This window comes from Anoxybacillus sp. MB8, from assembly GCF_011006755.1.
Lineage (GTDB): Bacteria > Bacillota > Bacilli > Bacillales > Anoxybacillaceae > Anoxybacillus > Anoxybacillus gonensis.
This window is the reverse complement of the sequence record NZ_RXXX01000007.1, coordinates 1-25,966: the sequence shown is the minus strand read 5'-3', so window position 1 is coordinate 25,966 and position 25,966 is coordinate 1. Positions and strand designations below refer to the sequence as shown.

The following is a 25,966-nucleotide window of genomic DNA, read 5'->3' as shown; positions in this document are numbered from 1 at the left end:
TTATATGTTAACATATTGAATAAGCGTTTCAACAAACTGTTGTAAATACTGTTCATCTACTTCATCGAAACGATTTTTTATTGGACTGTCAATATCGAGCACACCAATGACACGGCCGTCTTTTATCATCGGAACGACAATCTCTGATTGAGATGCAGCATCACATGCAATGTGGCCTGGAAATGTATGAACGTCCGCCACACGCACCGTTCGTTTTTCAGCCGCTGCTGTTCCGCATACGCCCTTGCCAAATGGAATGCGCACGCATGCGGGCAATCCTTGAAACGGTCCGAGAACAAGTTCATTTCCTTCTGTTATGTAAAAACCGACCCAGTTAATATCGTGTAAAAAGTAGTTCAATAAAGCAGAAGCATTGGCTAGGTTTGCCACAACATTTTTTTCATCCGAAATTAACGCTTTTAATTGATCGATGACAAGTGCATAATTTTCTTCTCTTGTCCCTTTGTATGTTTGTGCATGAAACATGTATTTCACTCCTTTATATCAGCATATGTTCAATTCCTTGGTGAAGGCCAGCAATCGAGTGAGCATCCGAGCCATATACGAGCGGAATGCCACGTTTTAACGCTTCTTTTACGACCCAATGAGGCGGATACGGCTCTAAGCAGAGCGGTTTTGTTGTGCCGGCACCGTTGTAGTCAAGTTCTAGTTGACGATTTTTCATTTCATCTAGAATGCGGGTTATGATTTTTGTTGCGTCATATTCGCATGGATACGCCAAATGAAACTTGCGGACGAGCGTGATATGCCCGATACGTTTTGGTTTGTATGCTCCTAAATCAGCAACAACAGAAGCGAGAACGGTTTGATAATATGCATCATACACTCGTTCAATAGAGCGAAACGCTGCAACGATTTCGCCAAACATGTCTTCGCTATAATCGATACACATGTACCGATTGTTTATTCGTAAAAAATGAACGGATAAAATGCTATCGTCTAATTGTGGACCGATTTCATTTAAAAATGTTTTCGTTTCTTGTTCGTATCCGACAATGAAATCAACCTCTAATCCGATGCGAATACGAATATGTCTTTCGTACTGTTTTTTTAATGATTGTAAAATTGATACGTACGACGCTAGTTGTTCTTCTTTCATCGCGCTATCTTGATAAGGGGTTGGATCGATAAATCCTTTCGGAAGCGGTGCGTGTTCGGTGAATGAAATATCTGTATAACCAAGCGAAATGGCCTTTTCGATATATTCATGCAGCGCATCGTCGCTTCCGTGGGGACAAAACGGTGTATGAATATGCCCGTCACGCACGTTTTTCACCTCTTTTGGCGCAAAATTCGACAAAATCACGTTTTTTTAGGAAAAAAATTAAAATTTTTGCTCAAAAAATGTTGCTAACATGGTATCATAAAATCATTGAAAAGAAAATGCCTTCTCCACAAAAAAGAAAGCTTGACAACAAGGAGGCCCATTATGGAATTTGTAGCGATTAGTGCGCTCCTCGTCATCGGAGGACTTACATATACATATGTGTACCGAAAACGTTTATATAAACAAATTGATCAATTAGAACAATGGAAAATTTCTTTAATGAATCGCCCTGTACCAGAAGAAATGGCGAAAATTAAGTCATTAAATATGATGGGGGAAACAGAGCAGCTGTTTGAAAAGTGGCGGAATGAATGGGATGATATTGTCGCTGTTCAACTGCCGAACATAGAAGAAAAGTTGTTTGATATTGAGGAAGCAGTAGTCAAATATCGGTTTATGAAAGCGAAAGATGCGTTACAGCAAACAAAACAGCAGCTTCAAGAAATTGAAGGGAGCATTCAACGCATTTTATTAGAGTTACAAGAATTAGTTGGAAGTGAAGAAAAAAATCGTGAAGAAATTGAACAATTAAAAGAGAAGTATCGCCAAGTAAAAAAAGCGATGCTTACTCAACGTCATACGTTTGGGCGTACAGAAACTGCGCTTGAATCGCGATTAAATGCCCTTCAACAACAATTTCAAACATTTGAACAGTTAACGACGGAAGGGAATTATTTAGCTGCTCGTGAAGTAGTGTTGCTTATTCAAAATGAATTACATGAGTTGAACCATTTTATTGAACACATCCCACTTTTACTGAGCGATGCGCAAGTTGAAATTCCAGCACAACTTGACAATATTGTCGAAGGATATCGTGAACTGTTAGAGAAAGGATATGTGCTTGACCATTTGCCTGTTGACAAAGAAGTAGAAACGATTCGGGAGAAATTGTCAAAAGTGCTTACGCTGTTAGAAACGCTTGCTGTCGATGAAGCAGAAAAGCTTCTTCGAGAAGTGCAAGAAGATGTTGATACGTTGTACGATTTGTTAGAGAAAGAAGTATATGCGGAACGTTTCGTTCATGATGAAACGGAAAAAATTGAACAAACGCTTTACGAGTTAGAAGAAGAAACAAAAGAAACGCGCGATGAAACGTTATTTGTTCAACAAAGTTATCATTTATCACAACATGACCTTGATAAATATCGACAAATTGAAAAGCAAGTGCAACAATTGATGAAACGATTTATGTTAATTCAAACGAAAATGATCGAGGAGCGTTTAGCTTACTCGCTTATTCGTGAAGAATTGGAGGAAATTTTAGCGCAAATTGCTGCGGTGAAAGAAAAGCACGCCCAATTTCGTGAGCACTTATATGCGCTAAGAAAAGACGAATTAGCAGCGCGTGAGAAATTAGCAGAAATGAAAAAACAATTGTCTGAAGCGATTCGGCTCGTGAAAAAAAGCAAACTTCCTGGGCTACCGGAATCTTATATGTTGCAAGTGAGCGAAGCGCGGGAAAGCTTAACGCGTGTGTCGCTTACATTAGACGGAAAACCGTTAAATATGGAAGCTGTTCATCAAGCGCTAGACGAGGCGGTCGTTTTTGTGCAAAATGTATGTGATCAAACAAAGGAAATGATTGAACAAGCTCGATTAGCTGAACAAGTCATTCAATATGGAAACCGTTATCGTCGTCGTTTCCATACGGTGAAAGAAGGATTAGAAGAAGCGGAACAGTTGTTTCGGCGATATGAATACGAATTATCCTTACAAAAAGCGATTGCTACGGTAGAGCAAGTGGAAGAAGGAGCGTTTGAACGTATTCGTGAGTGGCTAAAAGAAAACGAGTGAAAGGGGAATCCTTTCACTCGTTTTTAACTTGCTTTTCTTTCGGTACGTGTGACATGATTTGTTTTGTTTAGCAATAAACCGATCAAGCCACCGACGAGTGCCGGTGTGAGCCAACCGATTCCTTGTTCAAACAAAGGCAATGTTTTTTCGTATACGTGTAAAATGGCGGATACATCAAATCCTGCTGTTTTCAGCCCATCAACGACGCTCACAAGAAATGTACCAGCAATCGCTCCGATGTAAACCGTTTGTTTTCCGCCAAAATAGTCATGTAAAAACGATAGAGCGACGAGAGTAATGGCTAACGGATAAATGATAATAAGCACAGGAATGGATAATGAAATAAGTTTTGTTAAACCGACATTTGCGATGAACGCGCTAAAGACGCTCATCACGATGACGAGCATTCGATAAGAGAGCTTTGGCGAAATTTTCGCAAAATAGCTTGCGCACGATGATAATAAACCGACGGATGTCGTTAAGCACGCAAGCATAATAATAACCGATAAGATGACTGTCCCTGCTTCGCCAAATAAGTAAGTGGCTGCTTGGCTAATAATTTCTCCACCGTTATCGCGATAACCAATCGCCTGCACGCTTGATGAACCGATGAAAGCGAGCGATAAATAAACGAGCGTTAGTCCAGAGGCAGCAATAAGCCCAGCTTGAATGCAAAGTTTTGTCAGTTGTTTTTTGTTTGTTATTCCTTTTTGTTGAATAGCCTGAATGACAATAATACCAAAAACGAGCGCTGCAATGGCATCCATCGTTAAATATCCGTCAATAAATCCTTTAAATAACGGCGCATGTGCATAGGCATCGGTTGGTTTTTGGATTTCTCCCATAGGTGTCCATACACTTTTGATAAAAAACAAAGTAAGGCCGATAAGTAAAAGCGGTGTTAATAACTTACCGATGCGGTCAACTAATTTCGATGGATTTAACGCTAACCAAAGCGATACAATGAAATAAATAACTGTATACGCGGCTAACATGATGGAACGATCGGCTGTTTCAGGTAAAAATGGCGTCACCCCAATTTCAAACGAGACAGTCCCTGTACGTGGAATGCCGAAAAAGGGGCCGATCGCTAAATACATGATCGTTGTGAAGATAACACCAAATACAGGATGTACTCGACTAGCTAATTGTTGTAAATCACTTCCTGTTTTTGCAATGGCGCTTACGGCTAAAACCGGTAATCCGACGCCAGTAATTAAAAAGCCAGCAATAGCAATCCATACGTTTTCTCCTGCTGCTTGTCCGAGAGCAGGAGGAAAAATCATGTTGCCAGCGCCGAAAAATAAAGCAAATAACATGAAACCGACAGCGATTAAATCTTTTTTCGACATGTTGATCCTCCTTTGTTGTCTCCGTACCAGCCTATATACTACCATATAAAATAAAAATTTTGTCGTTTTTATCAAAAGTTTCAATCTTTAAAATATTCTTTGATCATTTCTTTTTTGAATAAAGATGTGATAATATAAGAAGGCTGTTTGTATATGAACGTATATGGAGGCAAGGGCGATGATGTATTTAGATAATAGCGCCACAACAAAACCGTTTCCAGAAGTGTTACAATCTTTTATGAAAGTAGCGAACGATTATTTCGGCAATCCGTCGTCGCTACATGGATTAGGCATGCAGGCAGAGCGATTGCTTACACAAGCAAGAGAACAAATCGCACGTCTGCTCGAGGTGAAACCGACCGAAGTGATTTTTACATCAGGTGGGACGGAAGGAAACAATTTAGCAATTAAAGGGGTTGCATGGCAACACCAGCAGCGCGGGCGTCATATGATTACAACAGCGATTGAACATCCGTCCGTTACCGAAGCGTGTAAACAGCTTGAACAACTTGGCTTTCAAGTGACATATGTGCCCGTCGATGAACGTGGCATCGTTTCTCCAACACATATCGAACAAGCGTTGCGCGACGATACGATTCTCGTTTCTGTGATGCATGTCAATAATGAAGTAGGTTCCATTCAGCCAATTGAACAGATCGGGATGTTATTAAAAAAATATCCAAAGGTACTTTTTCACGTGGATGGAGTGCAAGGTGCGGCGAAGGTGCCGCTTCATTTAAAGCGCGCAAATGTTGATTTATATACGATATCCGCTCATAAATTTCACGGTTTAAAAGGAGCAGGTGTATTATATGTGCGCGAAGGTGTACGCCTTTCTCCGCTTTTATCTGGCGGGGCTCAGGAAATGCAGTTGCGTTCTGGAACAGAAAATGTCGCTGCCATTGTAGCGATGGCGAAAGCGTTGCGATTGTCTGTTGAAAAGTATCAGGAAGCCTCTGCTCGCCTTGAAGAAATGAAGCGAGCGCTTATCGAACGTTTACAAGCGATTGAAGGCATTGTTGTTCATACCCCGTTTGAACAATCGGCTCCGCATATTATCCATTTTTCTTTAGAAGGAGTCAAATCAGAGGCGTTTGTGCATGAGTTAGAAAAACAACATGTATATGTATCAACAACATCAGCTTGCTCATCTCGGAAAAAAGCGCCAAGCAAAACATTGTTAGCTATGGGAGTTGAAAAAATGCGAGCGGAGCGTTCTATTCGCATAAGCTTATCATACGAACAACAAATGGAGCACATCTCCATAATCGTTGAAGCCATTGAACGAGCATACGAACGATTAAAAATAGTAGCGAGGGGAACGAAATGACGTACGATCATATTGTAATTCGTTACGGTGAAATGTCGACAAAGGGAAAAAACCGTTTGCAATTTGTACGGTGTTTAAAACGAAATATAGCGAAAAAATTAAAACATTTTCCAAATCTTCAAATTGAATCATCACGCGATCGGATGTACGTTCGTTTACATCATACACCACCGCAACCCGTCATTGAAAAATTGCAAGAAGTGTTCGGGATTCAATCGTTAAGTTTAGCGTTAAAAACGGAGAGCGATTTAGAAAAAATAAAAGAGGCAACGCTTTATTTTGTGAAACAATTTCCGCATGAAGGGAAAACGTTTAAAATATCCGCAAGAAGAGCGGATAAACAATTCCCGATCACAACAAATGAATTAAACTATGAGCTCGGTAGTTATGTGTTAAAAAATACAACAGGTTTAACGGTCGATGTCCATCATCCCGACATTGATGTTCGAGTGGAAGTTCGAAAAGAAGGTACGTACATTACAGCGTACGACGTGCCGGGAGCAGGTGGTTTGCCTGTTGGAACGAGTGGAAAAGCGATGCTCATGCTTTCAGGTGGAATTGATAGTCCGGTAGCGGGATATTTAGCGATGAAGCGAGGCTTGCAAATTGAAGCGGTTCACTTCTTTAGCCCGCCGTTTACAAGTGAACGAGCAAAGCAAAAAGTCATTGACTTAGCTCAACGTTTGACGGAATTTGGCGGAACGATTCGCCTTCATATTGTGCCGTTTACGGAGTTGCAACAAGCGATTTATAAACAAGTGCCAGAAAACTACTCCCTTATTTCAACTCGTCGTGCGATGTTGCGCATTACAGATGAAATTCGTAAAAAAGAAAATGGATTAGCAATCGTGACGGGAGAAAGTTTAGGACAAGTGGCTAGCCAAACACTGGAAAGTATCGTCGTCGTCAACGATGTAACAACGACACCAATTCTTCGGCCACTTATTTCAATGGACAAAACGGAGATTATTGCAATTGCTGAACGAATTGGGACACATCATATTTCCATTCGTCCATATGAAGATTGTTGTACAATTTTTACTCCAAAAGCACCAAAAACGAAACCGAAAAAAGAGAAAATTATTCAATATGAACAATTTTTACCTTTAGACGAAATGATTGCGGAGACGGTCGCTCGTGTCGAAACGATTACGTTGAAACCAGATCAACCATTGGACGAGCTCTTTTAAATGTATGAAGTTCATTCGTTTTGCACAACCTATAGATGCGAGGGGGTGAAAACGAATGGCAAATCGAAATCGATTGCTCGTCCCTGGTGTGCAACAAGCGATTGACCAAATGAAATACGAGATCGCTCAAGAATTTGGTGTGCAGTTAGGTCCAGATACAACTGCACGAGCAAACGGTTCTGTTGGTGGCGAGATTACAAAACGTCTCGTGAAAATGGCAGAACAACAACTAAGTAGTCAAAATAAATAATAAACAAAACTCGGTAGCGCGTTCTACCGAGTTTTTTATCTTTTAAAAATTTTTAGAAAAGTTATACAAAACTATTCAATTTTTTTGTATAATTTTCTTGTATCATATGGTTAAGGGGGAGAGGAAAATGAATTTAATCGCACCAGAAAAGTATAATTTAACAAGCGAATTTGAAAAGTATGCAGATGATCCAAAACGAGTCGCTTTAAAATGGGAAAGTGAAACGGGGGAAACAAAAGAGATTACATATGTTGAACTGATGAAACAGGCGAACAAAATTGCAAACGCTTTCGTTAGTCATCAGTTACAAAAAGGCGATAAAGTACTCGTTATGCTCCCGCGTTTGTTGGAGGCATATGCAGTATATATTGGGGCATTGAAAGCAGGACTTGTCGTTATTCCAAGCTCTGAAATGTTGCGCACAAAAGATTTACAATATCGCATCTCCCATGGGGAAGTAAAAGGAGTTGTTGCGTATTTTCCATATATTGAGCAATTTTCTTCGATTGAAGGGATGGAAAATATTGTTTCGTTTTCTGTTGGCGGTTCGACTGAGCGCTGGCTCGATTTGCATGACGAAATGGCAAAGCAAAGCGATACATTCATGGCTGTAGAAACGTCGCGAGAAGATATGGCGTTTTTATCGTATACATCGGGAACGACAGGAAATCCAAAAGGTGTAGTGCACACGCACGCTTGGGCATATGCCCATTTACGAACAGCCGCAAAAAATTGGCTTTGTATTGAAGAAGGAGACCTCGTTTGGGCAACAGCAAGCCCTGGATGGCAGAAGTGGGTGTGGAGTCCATTTCTATCGACTCTTGGCTCTGGAGCGACAGGGTTTGTGTACTACGGTCGGTTTGAGCCAGAAAAATATTTGCAGCTGTTAGAAAAATATCATATCAACGTCCTTTGTTGTACACCGACAGAATATCGTCTCATGGCTAAAGTCCCGACAATTTCCCAATATAAATTACCGCATTTGCATAGCGCTGTATCCGCTGGCGAACCGTTGAATCGTGAAGTGATCGATACGTTTGAGCGCTATTTCGGTGTTCAAGTTCGCGATGGATATGGACAAACAGAAAACACATTGCTTGTCGGGGTTATGAAAGGAATGAAAATAAAACCGGGATCGATGGGGAAACCAACGCCAGGAAATCGCGTCGAAATTATTAATGAGTTTGGGGAGCCTTGTGCCGTTGGAGAAGTTGGCGATATTGCTGTTCATGTTGAAACGCCAGCTTTGTTTAAATGTTACTATAAAGATCCGGAACGAACAGCGATGCAGTTCAGAGGGGAATATTATATTACGGGTGATAAAGCGAAAAAAGATGAAGAAGGGTATTTCTGGTTCGAAGGCCGTGGCGATGATATTATTATTAGCTCCGGCTATACGATTGGACCGTTTGAAGTAGAAGATGCGCTAGTGAAACATCCATTTGTGAAAGAATGTGCGGTTGTTGCTAGTCCAGATGAAATTCGGGGACACGTTGTTAAAGCGTTTATTGTATTGCGTGAAGGAGTAGATAAAAATGACCCGAATTTAATTCCGCAACTTCAAGAGCATGTAAAGCAGCTCACAGCGCCGTATAAATATCCGCGCAAAATTGAGTTTGTCGACGATCTGCCAAAAACGACTTCGGGAAAAATTCGTCGTGTTGAATTGCGCGAACGTGAAATGAAAGCGATGCAAAAATAACATGTTCCGCTCCGATTCATTCGGAGCGGAAAAAAAGCTTGACGGACCAAAAAAAATTGTGTACTATTCTTTTTAGAATTTTCTTAAAATTAAGAAATGTTTTTTTGTGACCTCTTTTGATAACGCTTACATTTTTGTTTTTTCGTTGTGTAAAGTCATAAAGATATAAAAACGTCCATAAAGTGTTATCGAAAGAGAGAGAAATAAAGAAAAAGGGGGGAATGAAGTGGGTATATTGAAAGTGCAAAACGTGTCCATTCGCTTCGGCGGTGTATTGGCACTTGATTCTGTTTCCTTTGAAGTGAAAGAAGGGGAAATTTTCTCATTGATCGGCCCAAACGGAGCAGGAAAAACGAGTATGTTAAACTGTATTAGCGGGCTGTATAAACCGACAGAAGGGGATATCTTTTTCAAAGATGAGCGCATTACACATGTGAAGCCGCATAAACGAGCGGCCTTAGGCATTGCACGGGCTTTCCAAAATATTGAGTTATTTCCTCATTTATCTGTATTGGACAATCTTATGCTCGGTAGGCATGTGCGCATGAAAACAGGAGTGCTTGCAGGTGGATTGTACTGGGGGAAAGCGCAAAAAGAAGAAGTAGAGCATCGTTATAAAGTCGAAGAAGTGATCGATTTTTTAGAGCTCGAACATGTGCGCAATGTGCCTGTTGGTACGCTCTCTTACGGTCTACAAAAACGGGTAGAAGTCGGTCGCGCATTAGCGATGGAGCCTGATTTACTATTGCTTGATGAGCCGATGGCTGGCATGAACAACGAAGAAAAAGAAGACATGGCGCGTTATATTATCGATATTCACGAAGAAAAAAAGACGACAATTATTTTAATTGAACACGATATGGGCGTTGTGATGGATTTATCCAATCATATTGCTGTGTTAGATTTCGGAAAATTGATCGCGTACGGAACGCCAAAAGAAGTGCAAACAAATCCGCGCGTCATAGAAGCATATTTAGGAGAAGAACATGCGGGATAAAGGGGGAGTTTTATGGAACAAATGACGTTTCCACAGCTATTAGCCGCTCGTGCGCGACAAAAACCAACGCAAGTCGCTCTGCGCGAAAAAGATTACGGTATTTGGAACGAATACACATATAGAGACTACTACGAACAAGTGAAAGCGCTCGCATTAGGGCTTGCTTCGCTCGGGTTTCGACGCGGCGATAAACTAGCTATTATCGGTGATAACCGTCCAGAGTGGGTATTTAGCCAACTCGCAGCTCAAAGTTTAGGAGGCGTTTCCGTTGGCATTTATCAAGAATCGTTACCAAACGAATTAGCGTATATTATTGACAATTGCGATGCGACGTTTGTTGTCGTCGAGGATCAAGAGCAAGTTGATAAAGTGTTAGAAGTGGAACAAGAACTTTCGAAAGTGAAACATATTATTTACTACGATTCACGCGGTATGCGAAACTATAAGCACAATAAATTATTGTGTTTTCAAGATGTACAAACGCTCGGTCGCCAATTTGAACAAACGCACCCGACATATTTTGATGATGAAGTGCAAAAAGGATGTTATGATGATATCGCCATTTTATCATACACATCTGGAACGACGGGCAATCCGAAAGGGACGGAACTTTCTTATCGCAACTTATTCGAAATGGCAAAAAACCTCGCAAAAATCGATCCACTTGACGAACAAGACGAATACCTTTCATTTTTACCGCTCGCTTGGATAGGCGAACAAATGATGACCATTTCCATGGCATTCCACTGCAACATTGTTGTGAACTTTCCAGAAGAACCTTCAACGGTGTTTGAAAATTTACGAGAGATTGGACCACACGTTATGTTTTCACCACCGCGCATTTATGAAGACATCGTTTCAAAATTTCAAGTGCGCATTCAAGACGCAAGTTGGTTTAAACGAAAAATGTATGAATGGTGCAAGCCGATTGGAGAAAAAGTAGCAGAAGCTCATTTTACGAAAAGCGATGTTTCCTTTTGGACGAAGTGCTTGTATAAACTAGCTGATTATTTCGTCTTTAGCGCTATTCGTGACCATTTTGGGTTGTTGCGCTTAAAGCGAGCGTATACAGGTGGCGCTCCGTTAGGTCCAGATGTGTTTCGCTTTTTCCATAGCATTGGGGTGAACGTAAAAAGCATTTATGGTCAAACAGAAGTATCAGGAATTGCGATTGTTCATCGCGACGGGGACATTAAAGTAGATAGCGTTGGCATACCAATCCCAGAAACAGAAGTGAAAATTTCTGAGCAAGGCGAAATTTTGTTAAAAAGCCCGAGTGTATGTTGTGGCTATTATAAAAACGAAAAGGCAACGAGAGAGACGATCGAAGACGGCTGGCTTCATACAGGCGATGCGGGGTATGTAGATGAATCAGGCCATTTGTATGTTATTGATCGTTTAAAAGATGTCATTCGTTTGCAAACAGGTGAGATGTTTTCCCCACAATTTATTGAAAATAAACTGAAATTTAGCCCATACATTCAAGAAGCGGTCGCCATTGGGCGCGATCGTCCGTACGTTGTGGCGATCATTAATATCGATATGGCTAATGTTGGGCGATGGGCAGAAAAAAATCAGCTTGTGTATACGACATATTCCGATTTGTCCGCGAAACAAGAAGTGATTCAACTCATTCAAGAACAAGTGAATGAAATTAATCAATCGTTGCCAGAAAAGGCGCGTGTGAAAAAGTTTGTTTTGCTTTATAAAGAGCTTGATGCAGATGATGAAGAATTAACGAGAACGAAAAAAGTGCGCCGTCAATTCATTGCCAAAAAATATGCCTCACTTATTGAAGGGATGTACTCAGAAACAGACCACATTGATGTAGAAGGAACCATTAAATATCGTGATGGCAAAGAGCAAGTCATTAAAACGACGTTGAAAGTCGTCTCGATTGATGAAGGGGAGGGAGCAGCGTAAATGGCTTTTTTCTTACAAATGCTTGTCACTGGTATCGTTGTCGGGAGCGTATATGCGCTCGTTGCGCTAGGGTTTGTACTTATTTACAAATCGAGCGATGCTATTAACTTTGCTCAAGGCGAATTTTTGCTCATCGGGACGTACGTTTGTTTGACGCTTGTGGCTAGCTATAACGTTCCGTTCATTGCTGCCTTGTTGCTCGCTTTAGCGTTTAGTGCGTTGCTTGGTTGGAGCGTAGAAAAAGTTGTGTTGCGTCCTTTCATTGGAAAGCCAGTCATTTCTATGATTATGGCAACGATCGGATTATCGAGCGTACTTGCAGGAATCGTTCATATTATTTGGGGACACGAAACGCGCGTATATCCGCCTGTTTTTTCAGAAAAACCGTTGCAGTTCGGAGAAGTCATTATCGCACCTGTATACGCATGGTCGTTTGTCATTGTTATGATTTGGCTCATGATTTTTACGTTGTTTTTCAAATATTCGCGGTTTGGAATTGCCATGCGAGCGACAGCAGACGATCAACAAGCGGCTTTGTCTATGGGGATTAGCGTAAAAACAATTTTTGCGATTGCTTGGGCAATTGCAGCCATCGTATCAGCTGTTGGTGGAGTGTTATTAGGAAATATTAACGGGGTCAACTCTTCGCTTTCACTAATCGGATTAAAAGTGTTACCTGTCGCTATTTTAGGTGGGCTTGACAGCATCCCCGGGGCGATCATTGGCGGTATTTTAATCGGGATTATTGAAAGTATGACAGGAGGATATTTGGACCCGCTTGTCGGCGGCGGCTTAAAAGAAGTGATCCCATTTGTCATTTTAGTTATCATTTTAATGGTTAAACCGTATGGGCTATTTGGAAAGAAAGAAATCGAAAGGGTGTGAGAAATGGTGCGAAATCCGTTTGTGATGCAATGTGGTGAATTTCATGTTGATTATAGGCAAGATATGGCCATTTGGAAAATTGCTCGCGTGCGTTGGCGTATTTTTATGATTGTAGCGCTATTTGCTCTTTTTCCTATGGTCGCGACAGACTATGTAGTCGGTTTGGCGACATTATGCGGGATTGCAGCCATTGGAGCGATCGGATTAAATATTTTGACAGGGTTTACTGGTCAAATTTCGATCGGGGTTGGCGCATTTTTAGGGGTAGGAGGTTACACATCAGCGATTTTAACAACGAAATTAGGGCTTAGCTTTTGGGTTGCTTTTCCGCTTGCTGGGTTAATTACTGCGCTTGTCGGTGCTCTGTTTGGGATCCCGTCTTTGCGCTTAAAAGGGTTATATTTAGCCATTGCCACATTGGCGGCGCAAGTCATCATTTTGTTTGTCATTTCAAGATGGGATTCATTAACAGGGGGAACTGCTGGGCTCGTATTGAACCGTCCACAGATCGGTTCGTTTACGTTCATGAGCGAAACGAGCTATTACTATTTAATGTTTGTCGTTTTACTGATCACAATCGTCTTCTCACTCAACTTATTTCGCACGCGTGTTGGGCGAGCGTTCATTGCGATTCGCGACCGCGATATTGCAGCGGAAGTGATGGGTATTGATTTGTTTAAATATAAAGTGCTTGCTTTCTTCGTTAGCTCGTTTTTCGTCGGTATTGCCGGCGCCCTTCTCGGTCATTACACGATGATTGTCAGCCCTGAGCTTTACAGCATTTCCGTTTCAATTGAATATTTAGCCATGATTTTAGTCGGCGGTTTAGGAAGTGTGTTCGGTTCATTATATGGGGCTGTGTTTATTACGCTTATGCCCGTTGTGCTACGAAGCGTTGTCGATGTATTAAGCGGCACGTTTCCTGGATTAGAGGGAGTACTTGTTGGAATGAAGGAAGTCGTCTTCGGTGTTGTCATCATTTTATTTCTCGTGTATGAGCCAGATGGATTAAATAAAATTTGGTCAAATATAAAAAATTATTTTCGCCTTTGGCCATTTTCTTATACGAAGTAGTATAAAGCGGCATATCCGCTTTATATAAAATGAAAAACAGATAAGGGGGATGAATGAATGAAGAAAAAAGGTGCACTACTCGCTACGTTGCTCCTTGGAGCAAGCATGTTATTCGGATGTTCAGGAGGTGACAAAACAGCGACAGAACCGGCAAAAGAAGGGGGAAAAGAACAAGGAACGATTAAAATTGGTGCATTGTTCGATATTACAGGGGCAACGGGAGATGTTGGTACACCGTATGCTGAAGGAGAAAAAGCGTATATTGAATACATTAATTCAAAAGGCGGTGTGAACGGCTATAAAATTGAGCTTGTCGGACAAGATTACGCTTATAAAATTCCTGAAGCGCAAAAGCTGTATCAAAAATATAAAGCGAGCGATAAAGTGTCAGCCATTTTAGGATGGGGAACAGCCGATACGGAAGCGTTGCGACAACAAGTTGCAGCAGATAAACTACCATTTTTCTCAGCTTCTTATTCAGAAAATTTAAAAAATATAAAAGAAAGCCCATACAACTTTTTAACAGCGGCGTCTTACTCTGATCAAGCGCGCTCTGTACTTCGTTGGATTAAAGAAAATCATACAGGTGGAACACCAAAAGTTGCGCTCATTTATAATGACACGGCATTTGGAAAATCGCCAATTCAAGATGCAAAAGACTTTGCGAAAGAAATTGGTGTAGAGATTGTAGACGAACAAATCGTTGACTTAAAAGCGCTTGATGCGACATCTCAACTATTGAACATGAAGAAAAAGGCACCGGATTATGCGATTATTCAACAAACATGGGGTGCGACAGCAACGATTTTAAAAGATGCGAAAAAATTAGGCATTGAAACGCAATTTATTGGCTTAAACTGGACAACTGGTGAAGGATTGCTCCCGATTGCAGGAGATGCGGCAGAAGGGTTTATCGGCGTTGTGACACATGCGTTTCCATATGAAGATTTGCCAGGTATGGCTGAAGTGAAAGAGTATTTAGCAAGCAAAGGTGAAAAATTAGAGGATAAAAACCAAAAGTTTATTCAAGGGTGGGTCACAGCGAAAATTTTAGTAGAAGGAATTAAGCAAGCGGACGATCCAACGACGGGAGAAGGCATTCGTCAAGGATTAGAAAAATTAAAAGATCTTGATTTAGGCGGCTTAGCTGCACCAGTGACGTTTACGGCTGATAATCATGCGGGGACAAATCAAATTCGTTTAGCAAAAGTAGAAAATGGACAGTTTAAGGTGTTTACAGACTACTTCGGATACTAAAGTGAATGAAAGGGTGTTTTCAATCGGAAGCACCCTTTCGCTTTCAGAAAGGGGGAGACAAATGCTTACGTTAAACAATGTCGAAGTGATGTATAATCGAGTCATTCTTGTGTTAAAAGGTATGTCGATGGTTATTCCAGAGGGGAAAATTGTCGCGTTGCTCGGCAGCAATGGGGCAGGGAAAACAACGACGTTAAAAGCCATTTCGGGATTATTAAGAAGTGAAGATGGCGAAGTAACAGATGGCTATATTGAGCTATATGGAGAACGAATTGAAGGAAAAGATGCAGAAGAAATTGTGAAAAAAGGAATTTTTCAATGTATGGAAGGAAGACGAGTGTTTGAACATTTAACGGTAGAAGAAAATTTAATTGTCGGTGCTCATACACGAAAAGATCGCCACAATATTAAAGCAGATTTACAAAAAGTATATCATTACTTTCCGAAGCTTCATATGTTGCGCCATCGCCAAGCAGGATATTTATCGGGTGGAGAACAGCAAATGCTAGCCATTGGCCGCGGCATGATGGCAAAACCAAAAATTTTACTGCTTGATGAACCATCGTTAGGGATTGCTCCGTTGCTTGTGAAAGAAATTTTTTCAATTATTAAGCGAATTAATGAAGAGGAAGGAACGACAATTCTCGTCGTTGAACAAAATGCGAACATTGCTTTATCGATTGCGCACTACGGATACATTATGGAAAATGGCCGCATCGTCATGGACGGTCCTGTGGAGAGATTACTTGAAAATGAAGATGTAAAAGAATTTTACCTCGGGATGAGCGAAAAAGGGCGTAAAAATTATCGCGAAGTGAAGTCGTATAAACGGAGAAAGCGGTGGTTGTAATGGAACGATGGAAATCATTTTTGATTGAGGCGTATGAACGGTCATTAGCATTGCGTGAGCGATTAGATGCAGCAAATATGAGTCCATACGAATTAGAAACGATTGAGCAACTGAATCGCATTCCGGTATTGAAAAAAGAACAATTACCTCTTTTACAAAAACATCAGCTGCCATTTGGAAATATGATTACAACACGCTCGAATGAATTGGCACGCATCTTTATGTCCCCAGGACCGATTTACGATCCGCAAGGAAAGGAAGAGGATGATTGGGGATTTGCGGAAGCACTTCGAGCCGCTGGATTTACAAGCGATGATATTGTACAAAATACGTTCTCATATCACTTATCCCCAGCAGGTTTTATGTTTGATAGCGCTCTTCGCCGTATCGGCGCAACAGTTGTGCCGGCAGGACCAGGCAATCGCGAATTGCAAGTGCAGCTCATGAATGACTTGCAAGTGACTGGATATGTTGGTACGCCAAGTTTTTTACATTTATTGTTGCAGTATGCGGATGAAAAAGGAATACACGTAACGGTGAAAAAGGCGTTTTTCACGGCAGAAAAGTTAACAGAAAACATGCGCGACCAGTTTGAACAACGGGGTATTCGTGTTTTTGAAGGATATGGGACAGCCGATTGTGGTTGTATTGCGTTTGAAGATCGTCAAGAACCAGGGTTGAAAATTAGTTCGCGAGCTATCGTCCAACTGTGTGATCCGATTAGCGGAGTACCGCTTGATGAGGAGGGAGAAATTGTCGTTACGATATTTGATCGGACGTACCCTCTCGTTCGATTTGGTACGGGAGATGTGTCACGTTGGGTCGATGGGTACAAAGGTGAACGGATTGTTGGCGTGCTTGGACGTGTCGGAACAAGCGTGAAAGTGAAAGGGATGTTTGTGCATGAGCAACAGTTGAAGGAAGTCATGGCTGACGTAGGATGTCCGCTATTTCAAGCGGTCGTAACAAATGAAGGTGATCATGATCAATTGACGATTTACATCGAAAAAGAGCTTGATGAAGAAGCAAAACAAAAAATAAAAAACGTTATTCGTATCACACCGACATTTGTTTCTGTTGATCGTGTAAATGAGGGAGAGCGGTGTCTCATCGATCGAAGAAAATGGTAAAAAGAGGCGTAATGCCTCTTTTTACAAAAATGTCCGCTTTACTTTTTCCCAGAAAGAGTTATCTTTCAGTTTGACTGTTTTAATCACTTTTCCACTTAATGCAATATCTATTTTTTCAACATGTTGAATGCTTAGCGCTTCATTATCCATACCGATAATTGGATAGTCGTTTCCGTCTTGTACCACTTTTAATGTTAGCTTGCGATTTCCGCTTAAAATAAATGATGAACCGAGCGTGCGATAACGATTGTTGTTTAGTGATGCTAATTCGCTTACTTGGAAGCACGGCAGCATCGGGTCCACGACTGCCCCATTAACCGATTTATTGTAAGCTGTACTTCCTGTAGGTGTGGCAATGATCATTCCATCGCCTCGGAACGTTTCAAAATGCAAATTGTCGATAAATACGTCCATGACAAACGTTTTAATAATACTTGAACGAATCGTGCATTCATTTAAACAATAAAATGACGTAGAATCATTGACTGTCACATGAATCGTTGGATATTTACGCACTTCGATTTGTTCCGTTGTCATCGCTTCAATCATTTTTTCTGTATCGTGAATATGGAAATCACAATACATACTTAATGAGCCTAATGTTGAAATGCCAGCATATAAGCAATCTTCACGAAATCCGGTTTTTCTCACCGCTTGCAAAAATGTACCGTCTCCACCGACGCTTACAATAATGTTTGCATGTTTTGCCTCATCTACAACTTGAAATTCATACTGTTTGGCGAGCTCAATGAGCGGTTGAACTTGTTTCGTCGTTTCTTCATCGTGTTTATGAAAGAAGTACATGCGATTACGGCGTTCAGTCATCGTTTTCCCTCCGTTAAAATGTCCTCATGTTTATTTTATCATTTATTTTCCATTCATAGCGAATTTATTCGTTTAATTTTGCTCATTTTTGTCGAAAATGTCATCGGGAAGGAAGTGAAAAACCGATGATTTTCGTTATTGCCATCATCTTTATTGCCTTCTTAGCAATCATTCCTTTTTTATATGTGCGCATGACGATTCAATTTCAACATGCACAAGATAATGATCAATTAACAATAGATATTCGCCTTCTTCGTTTTCTTCGTTATCGTTTTACTGTTCCGCTCATTGAAATATCAAAAAGAGAAGCCGGATTAGTGACAGAACAAAAAACAAGTACAGGGAAAGATGAAAAAACGACATTTACTGTTACTGATGCGCGCCAACGTATCGCACAAATCAAACGGTGGTTAAATGACATCGTTCATTTACATACGATTATAAAAAAATTTTTACAAAAAGTTTCGGTTTTACAGTTTCAATGGCATACGCAAATCGGCGTCGGAGATGCGGCAAAAACAGCGCTGCTCGTCGGGATCGGTTGGTCGGTTAAATATTACATGGTGGCAATAATGAGCAAATATATGAACGTTTGTAGCACTCCTTCCATTTCTATCGTTCCTTTTTTTCAAGGCGCATTATCGCGTACATCGTTTACATGTATGGTTCGATTTCGAATCGGTTATGCTATATTAGCAGGACTGAAGGTCGTAAAACATTGGAAAAAAGGTGCAAAAGTTTCTAGGAGGAATGAAAATGAATGGACATCCGATTGAAGGATTAATGACGACAGCGATGGAAAATTTAAAACAAATGATTGATGTCAATACGATTATCGGTGATCCTGTCGAGACACCTGATGGAAGCGTCATCTTAACTGTATCGAAAGTCGGTTTCGGCTTTGCAGCAGGTGGTAGCGAGTTTATGTTGAATCATGGCAATGAACAACAAAAAGAAGCTCATCCATTCGGTGGAGGAAGTGGCGGGGGTGTATCAATTACACCGATTGCTTTTTTAATTGTGAACAGTTCAGGCGTAAAGCTATTACATGTAGATGAAAGCACGCATTTATACGAGAAAATTTTAGATCTCGCCCCACAAGCGATCGAAAAAATTCAACAAATGTTTGAGAAAAAAGAAAAACCGAAGGAACAACATAACGAAGCAACAGATTTTGATATTTAGTCTCAATCGAAATAATTGAATTTTTCATCTAATTACGTTATGATGAGCCTGTATCTTATATAAAGAGGAGGCTTACTATGGCGAAGGTTACATTTAAAGGAAATCCTGTCACATTAGTCGGTCATGAAGTGAAAGTCGGTGATGCAGCTCCGAATTTTACTGTGCTTGCCAACGACTTATCGCCGGTGACATTAGATGATACAAAAGGATTTGTTCGTTTAATTAGCGTTGTGCCATCGATTGATACAGGAGTTTGTGATGCACAAACACGTCGCTTTAATGAAGAAGCAGGAAACATTGAAGGAGTAAAGGTGTTAACGATTAGCGTTGATTTGCCATTTGCTCAAAAACGTTGGTGCGCGGCAAACGGATTAGAAAACGTTGTTACATTATCTGACCATCGCGATGTATCGTTTGGCCAAGCGTACGGTGTGCTCATTCAAGAGTTACGCTTACTCGCTCGTGCAGTATTTGTCGTTGATCGTAACGATCGCGTCACATATGTCGAGTACGTATCAGAAGCAACAAATCATCCAAACTACGAAGCAGCCATTGAAGCAGCAAAACAAGCGGCTCAACAATAATTGTTTGAGGCTATCTCAAAAAGGGATAGCCTTTTTCGTTTATATTTTTTAAAATAAAATGTCGGACCGAAAGGAGTGAAACACATTGGAAAAGCTATTTACAGTCATCGATGAAACGGCGACATGGTTGCAAGAGGAGTTAAAATGTTCGTATTTAGAAGCTGTCGCAGAAACAGGTGAAAACTTATTTCATGGAGATGTTTTGCAAGAAGAAGTAAACGAGTTGTTAAAAAAACGGTTAAAAAAGGCGTACGCTTCCGTCCGTTTGCATGATTGGAAAAATGAACACATTCGTAAAGCATTGCAATTGGCAATGTTAAAAGGAATGAAACAATATGTACAACCTCATCATCAAATGACACCAGATGCTGTATCGGTATTTATCGGTTATTTAATTGATGAATTTACAAAAACATATTTTTCGCTATCCATTCTCGATCCTGCTGTTGGAACAGGAAATTTAATGACGGCTGTGTTGAATCAACTCACAAATAAAAAAGTAAAAAGCTACGGAGCAGATGCAGACGATTTACTATTGAAACTTGCTTATGTCAATGCAAACTTACAACAACATGAAATTCAATTTTTCCATCAAGATAGCTTAAAGCCGTTGTTTATTGAACCAGTCGATGTAGTCGTATGCGATTTACCGATCGGATATTATCCAGACGATGAACATGCCAAATCGTTTCGTTTACATGCCGAAACTGGCCATTCGTATGCCCATTATTTATTTATTGAACAAAGCATTCGTTATACGAAAGAAGGCGGATATTTGTTTTTCCTCGTCCCAAATACGCTTTTTACATCAGATGAATCAAAAAAGTTGCATGCGTTAATTAAAGAGGAAACGTTTATTCAAGGCTTGTTGCAGCTTCCGCTTTCGATGTTTAAAAATGAAGCAGCAGCGAAAAGTATTTTTATTTTACAAAAGAAAGGTGCGCATGCGAAAGCGCCAAAACAAGCATTGCTTGCACAACTTCCTAGCTTTTCAAATAAAGAGGCGATGCAAGCGATGGTCGTAAAACTCGAACAATGGCTGAAAGAAAATCGTTCATAACCTTCTGAATATAACAAATATGTGAAGAAAACGTTTTCGTAACGTTTGCGTACTTGAAAAGAGCGATGAACGACCCGTAAAATGAGAAACGTACCGATGAAATTCGCATATTTGCATACAATAATTGTGAACGATGTTAAAGGAGCTGTTTAGTCAAATGCCAAAAGTCATTGCGATCAATGCGGGAAGTTCTTCGTTAAAGTTTCAATTGTTCAACATGCCGAGTGAAGAAGTATTAACAAAAGGTGTGGTTGAGCGAATCGGTTTTGAAGATGCGATTTTTAATATTACAGTCAATGGAGAAAAAATAAAAGAAGTAACATCCATTCCAGATCATGCGGTTGCTGTGAAAATGTTGCTTGATAAATTAATTGAGCTTGGCATTATTCAATCGTTTGATGAAATTGAAGGAATTGGCCATCGCGTTGTGCATGGCGGTGAAAAGTTTAGCGACTCTGTTTTAATTACAGATGAAACGTTAAAAGAAATTGAAGATTTATCAGATTTAGCCCCATTGCACAACCCAGCAAACGTTGTTGGCATTAAAGCGTTTCGTGAAGTGTTACCGAACGTACCAGCTGTGGCTGTATTCGATACAGCGTTTCATCAGACGATGCCAGAGCAGTCGTTTTTATATAGCTTGCCATACGAGTATTATGAAAAGTTTGGCATTCGTAAATACGGGTTCCACGGCACATCACATAAATATGTGACACAACGGGCAGCTGAGCTATTAGGACGTCCAATCGAGCAACTTCGCTTAATTTCTTGTCATTTAGGAAATGGAGCAAGTATCGCAGCGGTAGAAGGTGGAAAGTCAATTGATACGTCCATGGGCTTTACGCCGCTTGCAGGTGTAGCGATGGGGACACGCTCTGGTAATATTGACCCAGCGTTAATCCCATACATTATGCAAAAAACAGGAAAAACAGCAGAAGAAGTAATTGATATTTTAAATAAAAAGAGCGGTATGCTTGGCTTAACTGGTTTTTCAAGCGATTTGCGCGATATTGAAGAAGCGGCAGCAAAAGGCGATCAACGTGCTGAATTAGCGCTTGAAGTGTTTGCAGGGCGTATTCATAAATATATTGGTTCATACGCAGCGCGTATGTGTGGTGTCGATGCAATTATTTTCACAGCAGGTATTGGAGAAAATAGTGATGTCGTTCGTGCGAAAGTATTGCGTGGTCTTGAATTTATGGGCGTATACTGGGATCCGGCATTAAATAAAGTACGCGGCAAAGAAGCGTTTATTAGCTATCCGCACTCGCCTGTAAAAGTATTAGTCATTCCAACGAATGAAGAAGTGATGATTGCTCGCGACGTCATGAGATTAGCGAACTTAGCGTAAGAAAAGGTGTCCATACGGGCACCTTTTCCTATTGATGTATGCGATTTGTTACTGTTTGATTCATTCGATACCAAATCCATAAATCGTTAATAATTGAAGCGAGAGCTGCAATTTCAAAGTTGAGCATGCATGAGCGGTTAAAATCGCTTTCTTCTCCGAGTTGTCTTTGCTTTTCATTAATTTGCTGTTCTAATTCAATAATTCGATCAGGAATTTTCCCGCGAATCGTCTCCCACTCTAATAAAATTTCTGCTTGTTCTTCTTTCGTGTACATATCCCAAGCTTTTTCTAAATGTGGCAAGCGAATGCCAAGACGTTCATCATATACAAAATGTGCACTCATTTCGTTCTCCCATCCTTTTCACTTATTAATTTTTATTTTAATCAAAATAGTTATTGAAAAAAAGAAAAATAGCTGTTACATTATTAATATGCAAAATGAATAAATATTAAATAACAAGTATTTTTATTCTTTAGGGAGGAACGATCATGGCAAAACCAAAAGTAGTGCTCGCTTATTCTGGGGGTTTAGATACATCGGTAGCGATTAAATGGCTACAAGAACAAGGATATGATGTTGTAGCTTGTTGTTTAGATGTCGGAGAAGGAAAAGATTTAGAGTTTGTGAAAGAAAAAGCGTTGAAAGTTGGCGCTGTAAAATCATATATGATTGATGCGAAAGAAGAATTCGCGAATGAATATGCGTTAATTGCTTTACAAGCCCATGCGCTATATGAAGGAAAATATCCGCTCATCTCTGCGTTGTCCCGTCCGTTAATTTCAAAAAAACTCGTTGAAATTGCTGAATTAGAAGGAGCGGTTGCTGTTGCGCACGGCTGCACAGGAAAAGGGAATGACCAAGTGCGTTTTGAGGTATCCATTCAAGCATTAAATCCGAACTTAAAAGTAATTGCACCTGTTCGGGAGTGGAAATGGTCGCGCGAAGAAGAAATTGAATATGCAAAGCAACATCACATTCCGATTCCAATCGATTTAGATAGCCCGTTTTCCATTGATCAAAACTTATGGGGAAGAAGTAACGAATGTGGCATTTTGGAAGATCCGTGGGCAGCACCGCCAGAAGAAGCGTATGAGTTAACAACTGCACTTGAACATACACCGAATGAACCAGATGTCATTGAAATCGGTTTTGAACAAGGGGTACCGAAAACAATTAACGGAAAAGCATATTCGCTTGCAGAGCTCATTTTACAATTAAATGCACTAGCAGGAAAACACGGTGTCGGCCGCATCGATCATGTTGAAAATCGACTCGTTGGCATTAAATCGCGTGAAGTGTACGAATGTCCTGGAGCGATGACGCTAATTAAAGCGCATAAAGAGTTAGAAGACTTAACGCTTGTAAAAGAAGTAGCTCATTTCAAGCCGATTATCGAGCAAAAAATTGCGGAAGTCATTTATAACGGTCTTTGGTTTTCACCACTAAAAGACGCGCTTGTTGCATTTTTAAAAGAAACGCAAAAAAATGTTACAGGCGTTGTACGTGTGAAACTGTTTAAAGGTCATGCAATTGTAGAAGGGCGAAAATCTCCGTTTTCGTTATATGATGAAAAGTTAGCGACATATACAGCAGAAGACGAATTCGATCATCAAGCAGCTGTTGGATTTATTTCTCTATTTGGCTTGCCTACAAAAGTATATAGCATCGTCAATGGAGAAAAGAAGGTGAACGTGTGAAAAAGTTATGGGGGGGACGATTTACAAAAACAGCAGCACAATGGGTCGATGACTTTGGGGCGTCGATCCATTTTGATCAACAGCTCGTTGAAGAAGATATCGAAGGAAGTATCGCGCATGTGACGATGCTTGGCGAATGTGGCATTTTACCGAAAGAAGACGTCGCAACGATCAAAAACGGATTAATGAAGTTATTAGAAAAAGCGAAAAAAGGGGAACTTTCTTTTTCTGTTGCTTATGAAGATATTCATTTAAACATTGAAAAAATGTTAATAGATGAAGTTGGTGCTGTCGGTGGTAAGCTTCATACAGGGAGAAGCCGCAACGATCAAGTGGCGACAGATATGCATTTATATTTGCGAAAACGAGTGATTGAGATCGTTGAACTTATTCGTCAGCTGCAGCGCGTGCTTGTTCAAAAGGCGGAACAACATATTGAAACGCTTGTCCCTGGTTATACGCACTTGCAACGGGCGCAGCCGATTTCGTTTGCCCATCATCTCATGGCGTACGTATGGATGTTTGAAAGGGATCGCGAACGTTTTACCGAATCGCTCAAACGAATTAACAAATCACCCCTCGGTGCTGGAGCGCTCGCAGGGACAACGTTTCCGATCGATCGCCATTTAACAGCACAACTTCTCGGTTTTGATAGCATATATGAAAATAGTTTAGATGCGGTAAGTGATCGCGATTTTATTATTGAATTTTTAAGCAATAGCTCTATTTTAATGATGCATTTATCTCGTTTTTGTGAAGAGCTCATTCTTTGGTCGAGCCAGGAGTTTCAGTTTATCGAAATGGATGATACGTTTGCGACGGGAAGCAGCATTATGCCACAAAAGAAAAATCCAGATATGGCTGAGCTCATTCGCGGGAAAACGGGGCGAGTGTATGGGAACTTAATGGCTTTATTGACCGTTATGAAAGGGCTACCGCTTGCTTACAATAAAGATATGCAAGAAGATAAAGAAGGAATGTTTGATACCGTTCAAACGGTGATCGGCAGCTTAAAAATTTTTGCTGGTATGATTGAAACGATGACAGTCCGCACAGATGTGATGGAAAAAGCAACGAAACAAGATTTTTCAAATGCAACGGAACTAGCTGATTATTTAGCGAAAAAAGGTGTACCGTTTCGCGAGGCGCATGAAATCGTTGGAAAACTTGTGCTGACATGTATTGAACGAGGTGTTTTTTTAGCTGATTTACCGCTTGATGTGTATCAACAAGCTTCCCCTCTATTTGAGGAAGACATTTATGAAGCGCTGAATCCGTATACAGCTGTCAACCGTCGCATGAGCGCAGGAGGAACAGGGTTTACGGAAGTGAAAAAAGCCATTGAGAAAGCAAAACAAATGATAGAGGCATAAAAGCAAACGCTTTTATGCCTCTGTTTGTTCAGGTGTGCGTACGACGAGTACGTCGCATTTCGCATATCTTGTAATATGTTCGGAAACGCTTCCGATGAAAAATCGTTCCACAGCGCTCATTCCTGTGGCGCCACAAACAATTAAATCTACTTCATATTTCGGAGCGACTTCTTTCGAAATTTTTACTTTTGGGGAACCGTACTCAATATCTGTGACGACTTCTTTCACGCCCGCATCGACTGCTTGCTTTTCGTATGATTGCAACAATTCTTTTGCGAATTTTTCCGCTCGTTCTGCCACTGTTCGATCGTATGCTTCGATCGTCGCGAATGAACGAACGTCGATAATGTGCGAAAGAACGAGTGAAGCATCGTTCCGTTTAGCAATTTCAATTGCTTTTTTAAACGCCCATTCTGCTTCTTTTGAGCCGTCGACTGCTACTAAAATTTTTTTGTACTTGTACATAAACACTCCCCCAATAAAAAATTTTCCTTCCAATTCAAGTATATCATTTTTTGTAAAACAAACACTACGTATTGTCGAAAAATTTATGACGAAAGGGGTAAAACGATGCGTGAAAAGGAACAAAAAGAACAATTGTATTACGATGAAAATGGAGTCGCAGAAGTAACGGAACAAATTACAGATGCATACATTAGCGGGGTTATTGAACAGGAAGATGAACAAAAGAGGCGATGATGCCTCTTTTGTTTCTCTTGTGCGCTCGGCATGGGTGCAATCTCTAGGGTGAAAGTCCCGAACTGCGAAGGCAGAAGTAGCAGTTAGCTTAACGCAAGGGTGTCCGTGG

Annotated in this window: 26 protein-coding genes; 20 read left to right on the top strand and 6 right to left on the bottom strand. The window is 40.6% G+C overall.

What is annotated here, in order from left to right:
• Together EKC99_RS04320 and hisJ are read right to left on the bottom strand one after the other, a co-directional pair.
• Window positions 1-486 carry a GAF domain-containing protein gene (locus EKC99_RS04320; RefSeq protein WP_163150717.1) on the bottom strand — a complete coding sequence of 162 codons (486 nt, stop codon included), beginning with the start codon at window positions 484-486 and terminating at the stop codon, window positions 1-3.
• Window positions 487-499: 13 nt separating this feature from the next.
• Entirely contained in the window at window positions 500-1,288 is a 789-nt protein-coding gene (hisJ, locus tag EKC99_RS04315; protein ID WP_163150715.1) for a histidinol-phosphatase HisJ, read from the bottom strand.
• A gap of 162 nt (window positions 1,289-1,450) precedes the next feature.
• Here hisJ and ezrA point away from each other — a divergent pair, with 162 nt between their 5' ends.
• The gene (gene ezrA / locus EKC99_RS04310) at window positions 1,451-3,142 is read left to right on the top strand and encodes a septation ring formation regulator EzrA (protein WP_009361553.1); all 1,692 of its coding nucleotides are present in this window, start codon (window positions 1,451-1,453) and stop codon (window positions 3,140-3,142) included.
• 23 nt (window positions 3,143-3,165) lie between these two features.
• On the opposite strand, the gene brnQ is transcribed toward ezrA, so the two are convergent.
• The gene (gene brnQ, locus EKC99_RS04305; RefSeq protein WP_163150713.1) at window positions 3,166-4,494 is read right to left on the bottom strand and encodes a branched-chain amino acid transport system II carrier protein; all 1,329 of its coding nucleotides are present in this window, start codon (window positions 4,492-4,494) and stop codon (window positions 3,166-3,168) included.
• A gap of 178 nt (window positions 4,495-4,672) precedes the next feature.
• Between brnQ and EKC99_RS04300 the strand changes: the two genes are divergently transcribed.
• From EKC99_RS04300 to EKC99_RS04250, 11 genes are all read left to right on the top strand, one after another.
• Window positions 4,673-5,824, top strand: coding sequence for a cysteine desulfurase family protein (locus EKC99_RS04300; protein WP_163150711.1), 1,152 nt, complete (start codon window positions 4,673-4,675; stop codon window positions 5,822-5,824).
• The gene (gene thiI, locus EKC99_RS04295; protein WP_163150709.1) at window positions 5,821-7,014 is read left to right on the top strand and encodes a tRNA uracil 4-sulfurtransferase ThiI; all 1,194 of its coding nucleotides are present in this window, start codon (window positions 5,821-5,823) and stop codon (window positions 7,012-7,014) included. Before EKC99_RS04300 ends, thiI begins: the two co-directional genes overlap by 4 nt.
• 55 nt (window positions 7,015-7,069) lie before the next feature.
• Window positions 7,070-7,264, top strand: coding sequence for an alpha/beta-type small acid-soluble spore protein (locus EKC99_RS04290; protein ID WP_009361549.1), 195 nt, complete (start codon window positions 7,070-7,072; stop codon window positions 7,262-7,264).
• Window positions 7,265-7,391: 127 nt separating this feature from the next.
• Window positions 7,392-8,966, top strand: coding sequence for an acyl-CoA synthetase MbcS (gene mbcS, locus EKC99_RS04285; protein ID WP_163150707.1), 1,575 nt, complete (start codon window positions 7,392-7,394; stop codon window positions 8,964-8,966).
• Between the two features lie 226 nt (window positions 8,967-9,192).
• Window positions 9,193-9,963: an ABC transporter ATP-binding protein gene (locus EKC99_RS04280; RefSeq protein ID WP_042534742.1), complete on the top strand. Its 771-nt coding sequence runs from the start codon at window positions 9,193-9,195 to the stop codon at window positions 9,961-9,963.
• Between the two features lie 12 nt (window positions 9,964-9,975).
• Window positions 9,976-11,886: an AMP-binding protein gene (locus EKC99_RS04275; protein ID WP_163150705.1), complete on the top strand. Its 1,911-nt coding sequence runs from the start codon at window positions 9,976-9,978 to the stop codon at window positions 11,884-11,886.
• Window positions 11,887-12,771, top strand: a complete 885-nt coding sequence (locus EKC99_RS04270) for a branched-chain amino acid ABC transporter permease (protein WP_009361545.1) — start codon at window positions 11,887-11,889, stop codon at window positions 12,769-12,771.
• A gap of 3 nt (window positions 12,772-12,774) precedes the next feature.
• Complete coding sequence (locus EKC99_RS04265; protein WP_019416665.1) at window positions 12,775-13,845, top strand: branched-chain amino acid ABC transporter permease; 1,071 nt, start codon at window positions 12,775-12,777, stop codon at window positions 13,843-13,845.
• A 57-nt stretch (window positions 13,846-13,902) separates the two neighbouring features.
• The gene (locus EKC99_RS04260; RefSeq protein WP_009361543.1) at window positions 13,903-15,102 is read left to right on the top strand and encodes an ABC transporter substrate-binding protein; all 1,200 of its coding nucleotides are present in this window, start codon (window positions 13,903-13,905) and stop codon (window positions 15,100-15,102) included.
• Between the two features lie 61 nt (window positions 15,103-15,163).
• The gene (locus EKC99_RS04255; RefSeq protein WP_009361542.1) at window positions 15,164-15,952 is read left to right on the top strand and encodes an ABC transporter ATP-binding protein; all 789 of its coding nucleotides are present in this window, start codon (window positions 15,164-15,166) and stop codon (window positions 15,950-15,952) included.
• On the top strand, window positions 15,952-17,082 hold the full coding sequence (locus tag EKC99_RS04250; RefSeq protein WP_163150703.1) for a phenylacetate--CoA ligase family protein: 1,131 nt from the start codon (window positions 15,952-15,954) through the stop codon (window positions 17,080-17,082). Before EKC99_RS04255 ends, EKC99_RS04250 begins: the two co-directional genes overlap by 1 nt.
• A 21-nt stretch (window positions 17,083-17,103) precedes the next feature.
• Here the strand turns inward: EKC99_RS04250 and EKC99_RS04245 are convergent, their stop codons facing one another.
• Window positions 17,104-17,907, bottom strand: a complete 804-nt coding sequence (locus EKC99_RS04245) for an NAD kinase (RefSeq protein WP_163150701.1) — start codon at window positions 17,905-17,907, stop codon at window positions 17,104-17,106.
• A 125-nt stretch (window positions 17,908-18,032) separates the two neighbouring features.
• Here EKC99_RS04245 and EKC99_RS04240 point away from each other — a divergent pair, with 125 nt between their 5' ends.
• The 5 genes from EKC99_RS04240 to EKC99_RS04220 all read left to right on the top strand — a co-directional run bounded on the left by EKC99_RS04240 (window position 18,033) and on the right by EKC99_RS04220 (window position 22,087).
• The gene (locus EKC99_RS04240; RefSeq protein ID WP_009361539.1) at window positions 18,033-18,683 is read left to right on the top strand and encodes a DUF2953 domain-containing protein; all 651 of its coding nucleotides are present in this window, start codon (window positions 18,033-18,035) and stop codon (window positions 18,681-18,683) included.
• Complete coding sequence (gene ytfJ, locus EKC99_RS04235; RefSeq protein WP_163150698.1) at window positions 18,664-19,092, top strand: GerW family sporulation protein; 429 nt, start codon at window positions 18,664-18,666, stop codon at window positions 19,090-19,092. Before EKC99_RS04240 ends, ytfJ begins: the two co-directional genes overlap by 20 nt.
• A gap of 77 nt (window positions 19,093-19,169) precedes the next feature.
• Window positions 19,170-19,676, top strand: a complete 507-nt coding sequence (tpx, locus tag EKC99_RS04230; RefSeq protein WP_009361537.1) for a thiol peroxidase — start codon at window positions 19,170-19,172, stop codon at window positions 19,674-19,676.
• A gap of 85 nt (window positions 19,677-19,761) precedes the next feature.
• The gene (locus tag EKC99_RS04225) at window positions 19,762-20,736 is read left to right on the top strand and encodes a class I SAM-dependent methyltransferase (protein ID WP_009361536.1); all 975 of its coding nucleotides are present in this window, start codon (window positions 19,762-19,764) and stop codon (window positions 20,734-20,736) included.
• Window positions 20,737-20,893: 157 nt separating this feature from the next.
• Window positions 20,894-22,087, top strand: coding sequence for an acetate kinase (locus tag EKC99_RS04220; RefSeq protein ID WP_009361535.1), 1,194 nt, complete (start codon window positions 20,894-20,896; stop codon window positions 22,085-22,087).
• A 28-nt stretch (window positions 22,088-22,115) separates the two neighbouring features.
• Here the strand turns inward: EKC99_RS04220 and EKC99_RS04215 are convergent, their stop codons facing one another.
• The gene (locus tag EKC99_RS04215; RefSeq protein WP_009361534.1) at window positions 22,116-22,430 is read right to left on the bottom strand and encodes a hypothetical protein; all 315 of its coding nucleotides are present in this window, start codon (window positions 22,428-22,430) and stop codon (window positions 22,116-22,118) included.
• 146 nt (window positions 22,431-22,576) lie between these two features.
• Between EKC99_RS04215 and EKC99_RS04210 the strand changes: the two genes are divergently transcribed.
• Both EKC99_RS04210 and argH read left to right on the top strand, forming a co-directional pair.
• The gene (locus EKC99_RS04210) at window positions 22,577-23,785 is read left to right on the top strand and encodes an argininosuccinate synthase (RefSeq protein WP_035065335.1); all 1,209 of its coding nucleotides are present in this window, start codon (window positions 22,577-22,579) and stop codon (window positions 23,783-23,785) included.
• Complete coding sequence (argH, locus tag EKC99_RS04205; RefSeq protein WP_163150696.1) at window positions 23,782-25,158, top strand: argininosuccinate lyase; 1,377 nt, start codon at window positions 23,782-23,784, stop codon at window positions 25,156-25,158. The genes EKC99_RS04210 and argH overlap by 4 nt, the downstream gene beginning before the upstream one ends.
• A 12-nt stretch (window positions 25,159-25,170) precedes the next feature.
• On the opposite strand, the gene EKC99_RS04200 is transcribed toward argH, so the two are convergent.
• Window positions 25,171-25,623 carry a universal stress protein gene (locus tag EKC99_RS04200; RefSeq protein ID WP_009361531.1) on the bottom strand — a complete coding sequence of 151 codons (453 nt, stop codon included), beginning with the start codon at window positions 25,621-25,623 and terminating at the stop codon, window positions 25,171-25,173.
• 105 nt (window positions 25,624-25,728) lie between these two features.
• On the opposite strand from EKC99_RS04200, the gene EKC99_RS15970 reads away from it, so the two are divergent.
• Window positions 25,729-25,857, top strand: a complete 129-nt coding sequence (locus EKC99_RS15970) for a hypothetical protein (RefSeq protein WP_009361530.1) — start codon at window positions 25,729-25,731, stop codon at window positions 25,855-25,857.
• The last annotated feature ends 109 nt before the right edge of the window (window positions 25,858-25,966 follow it).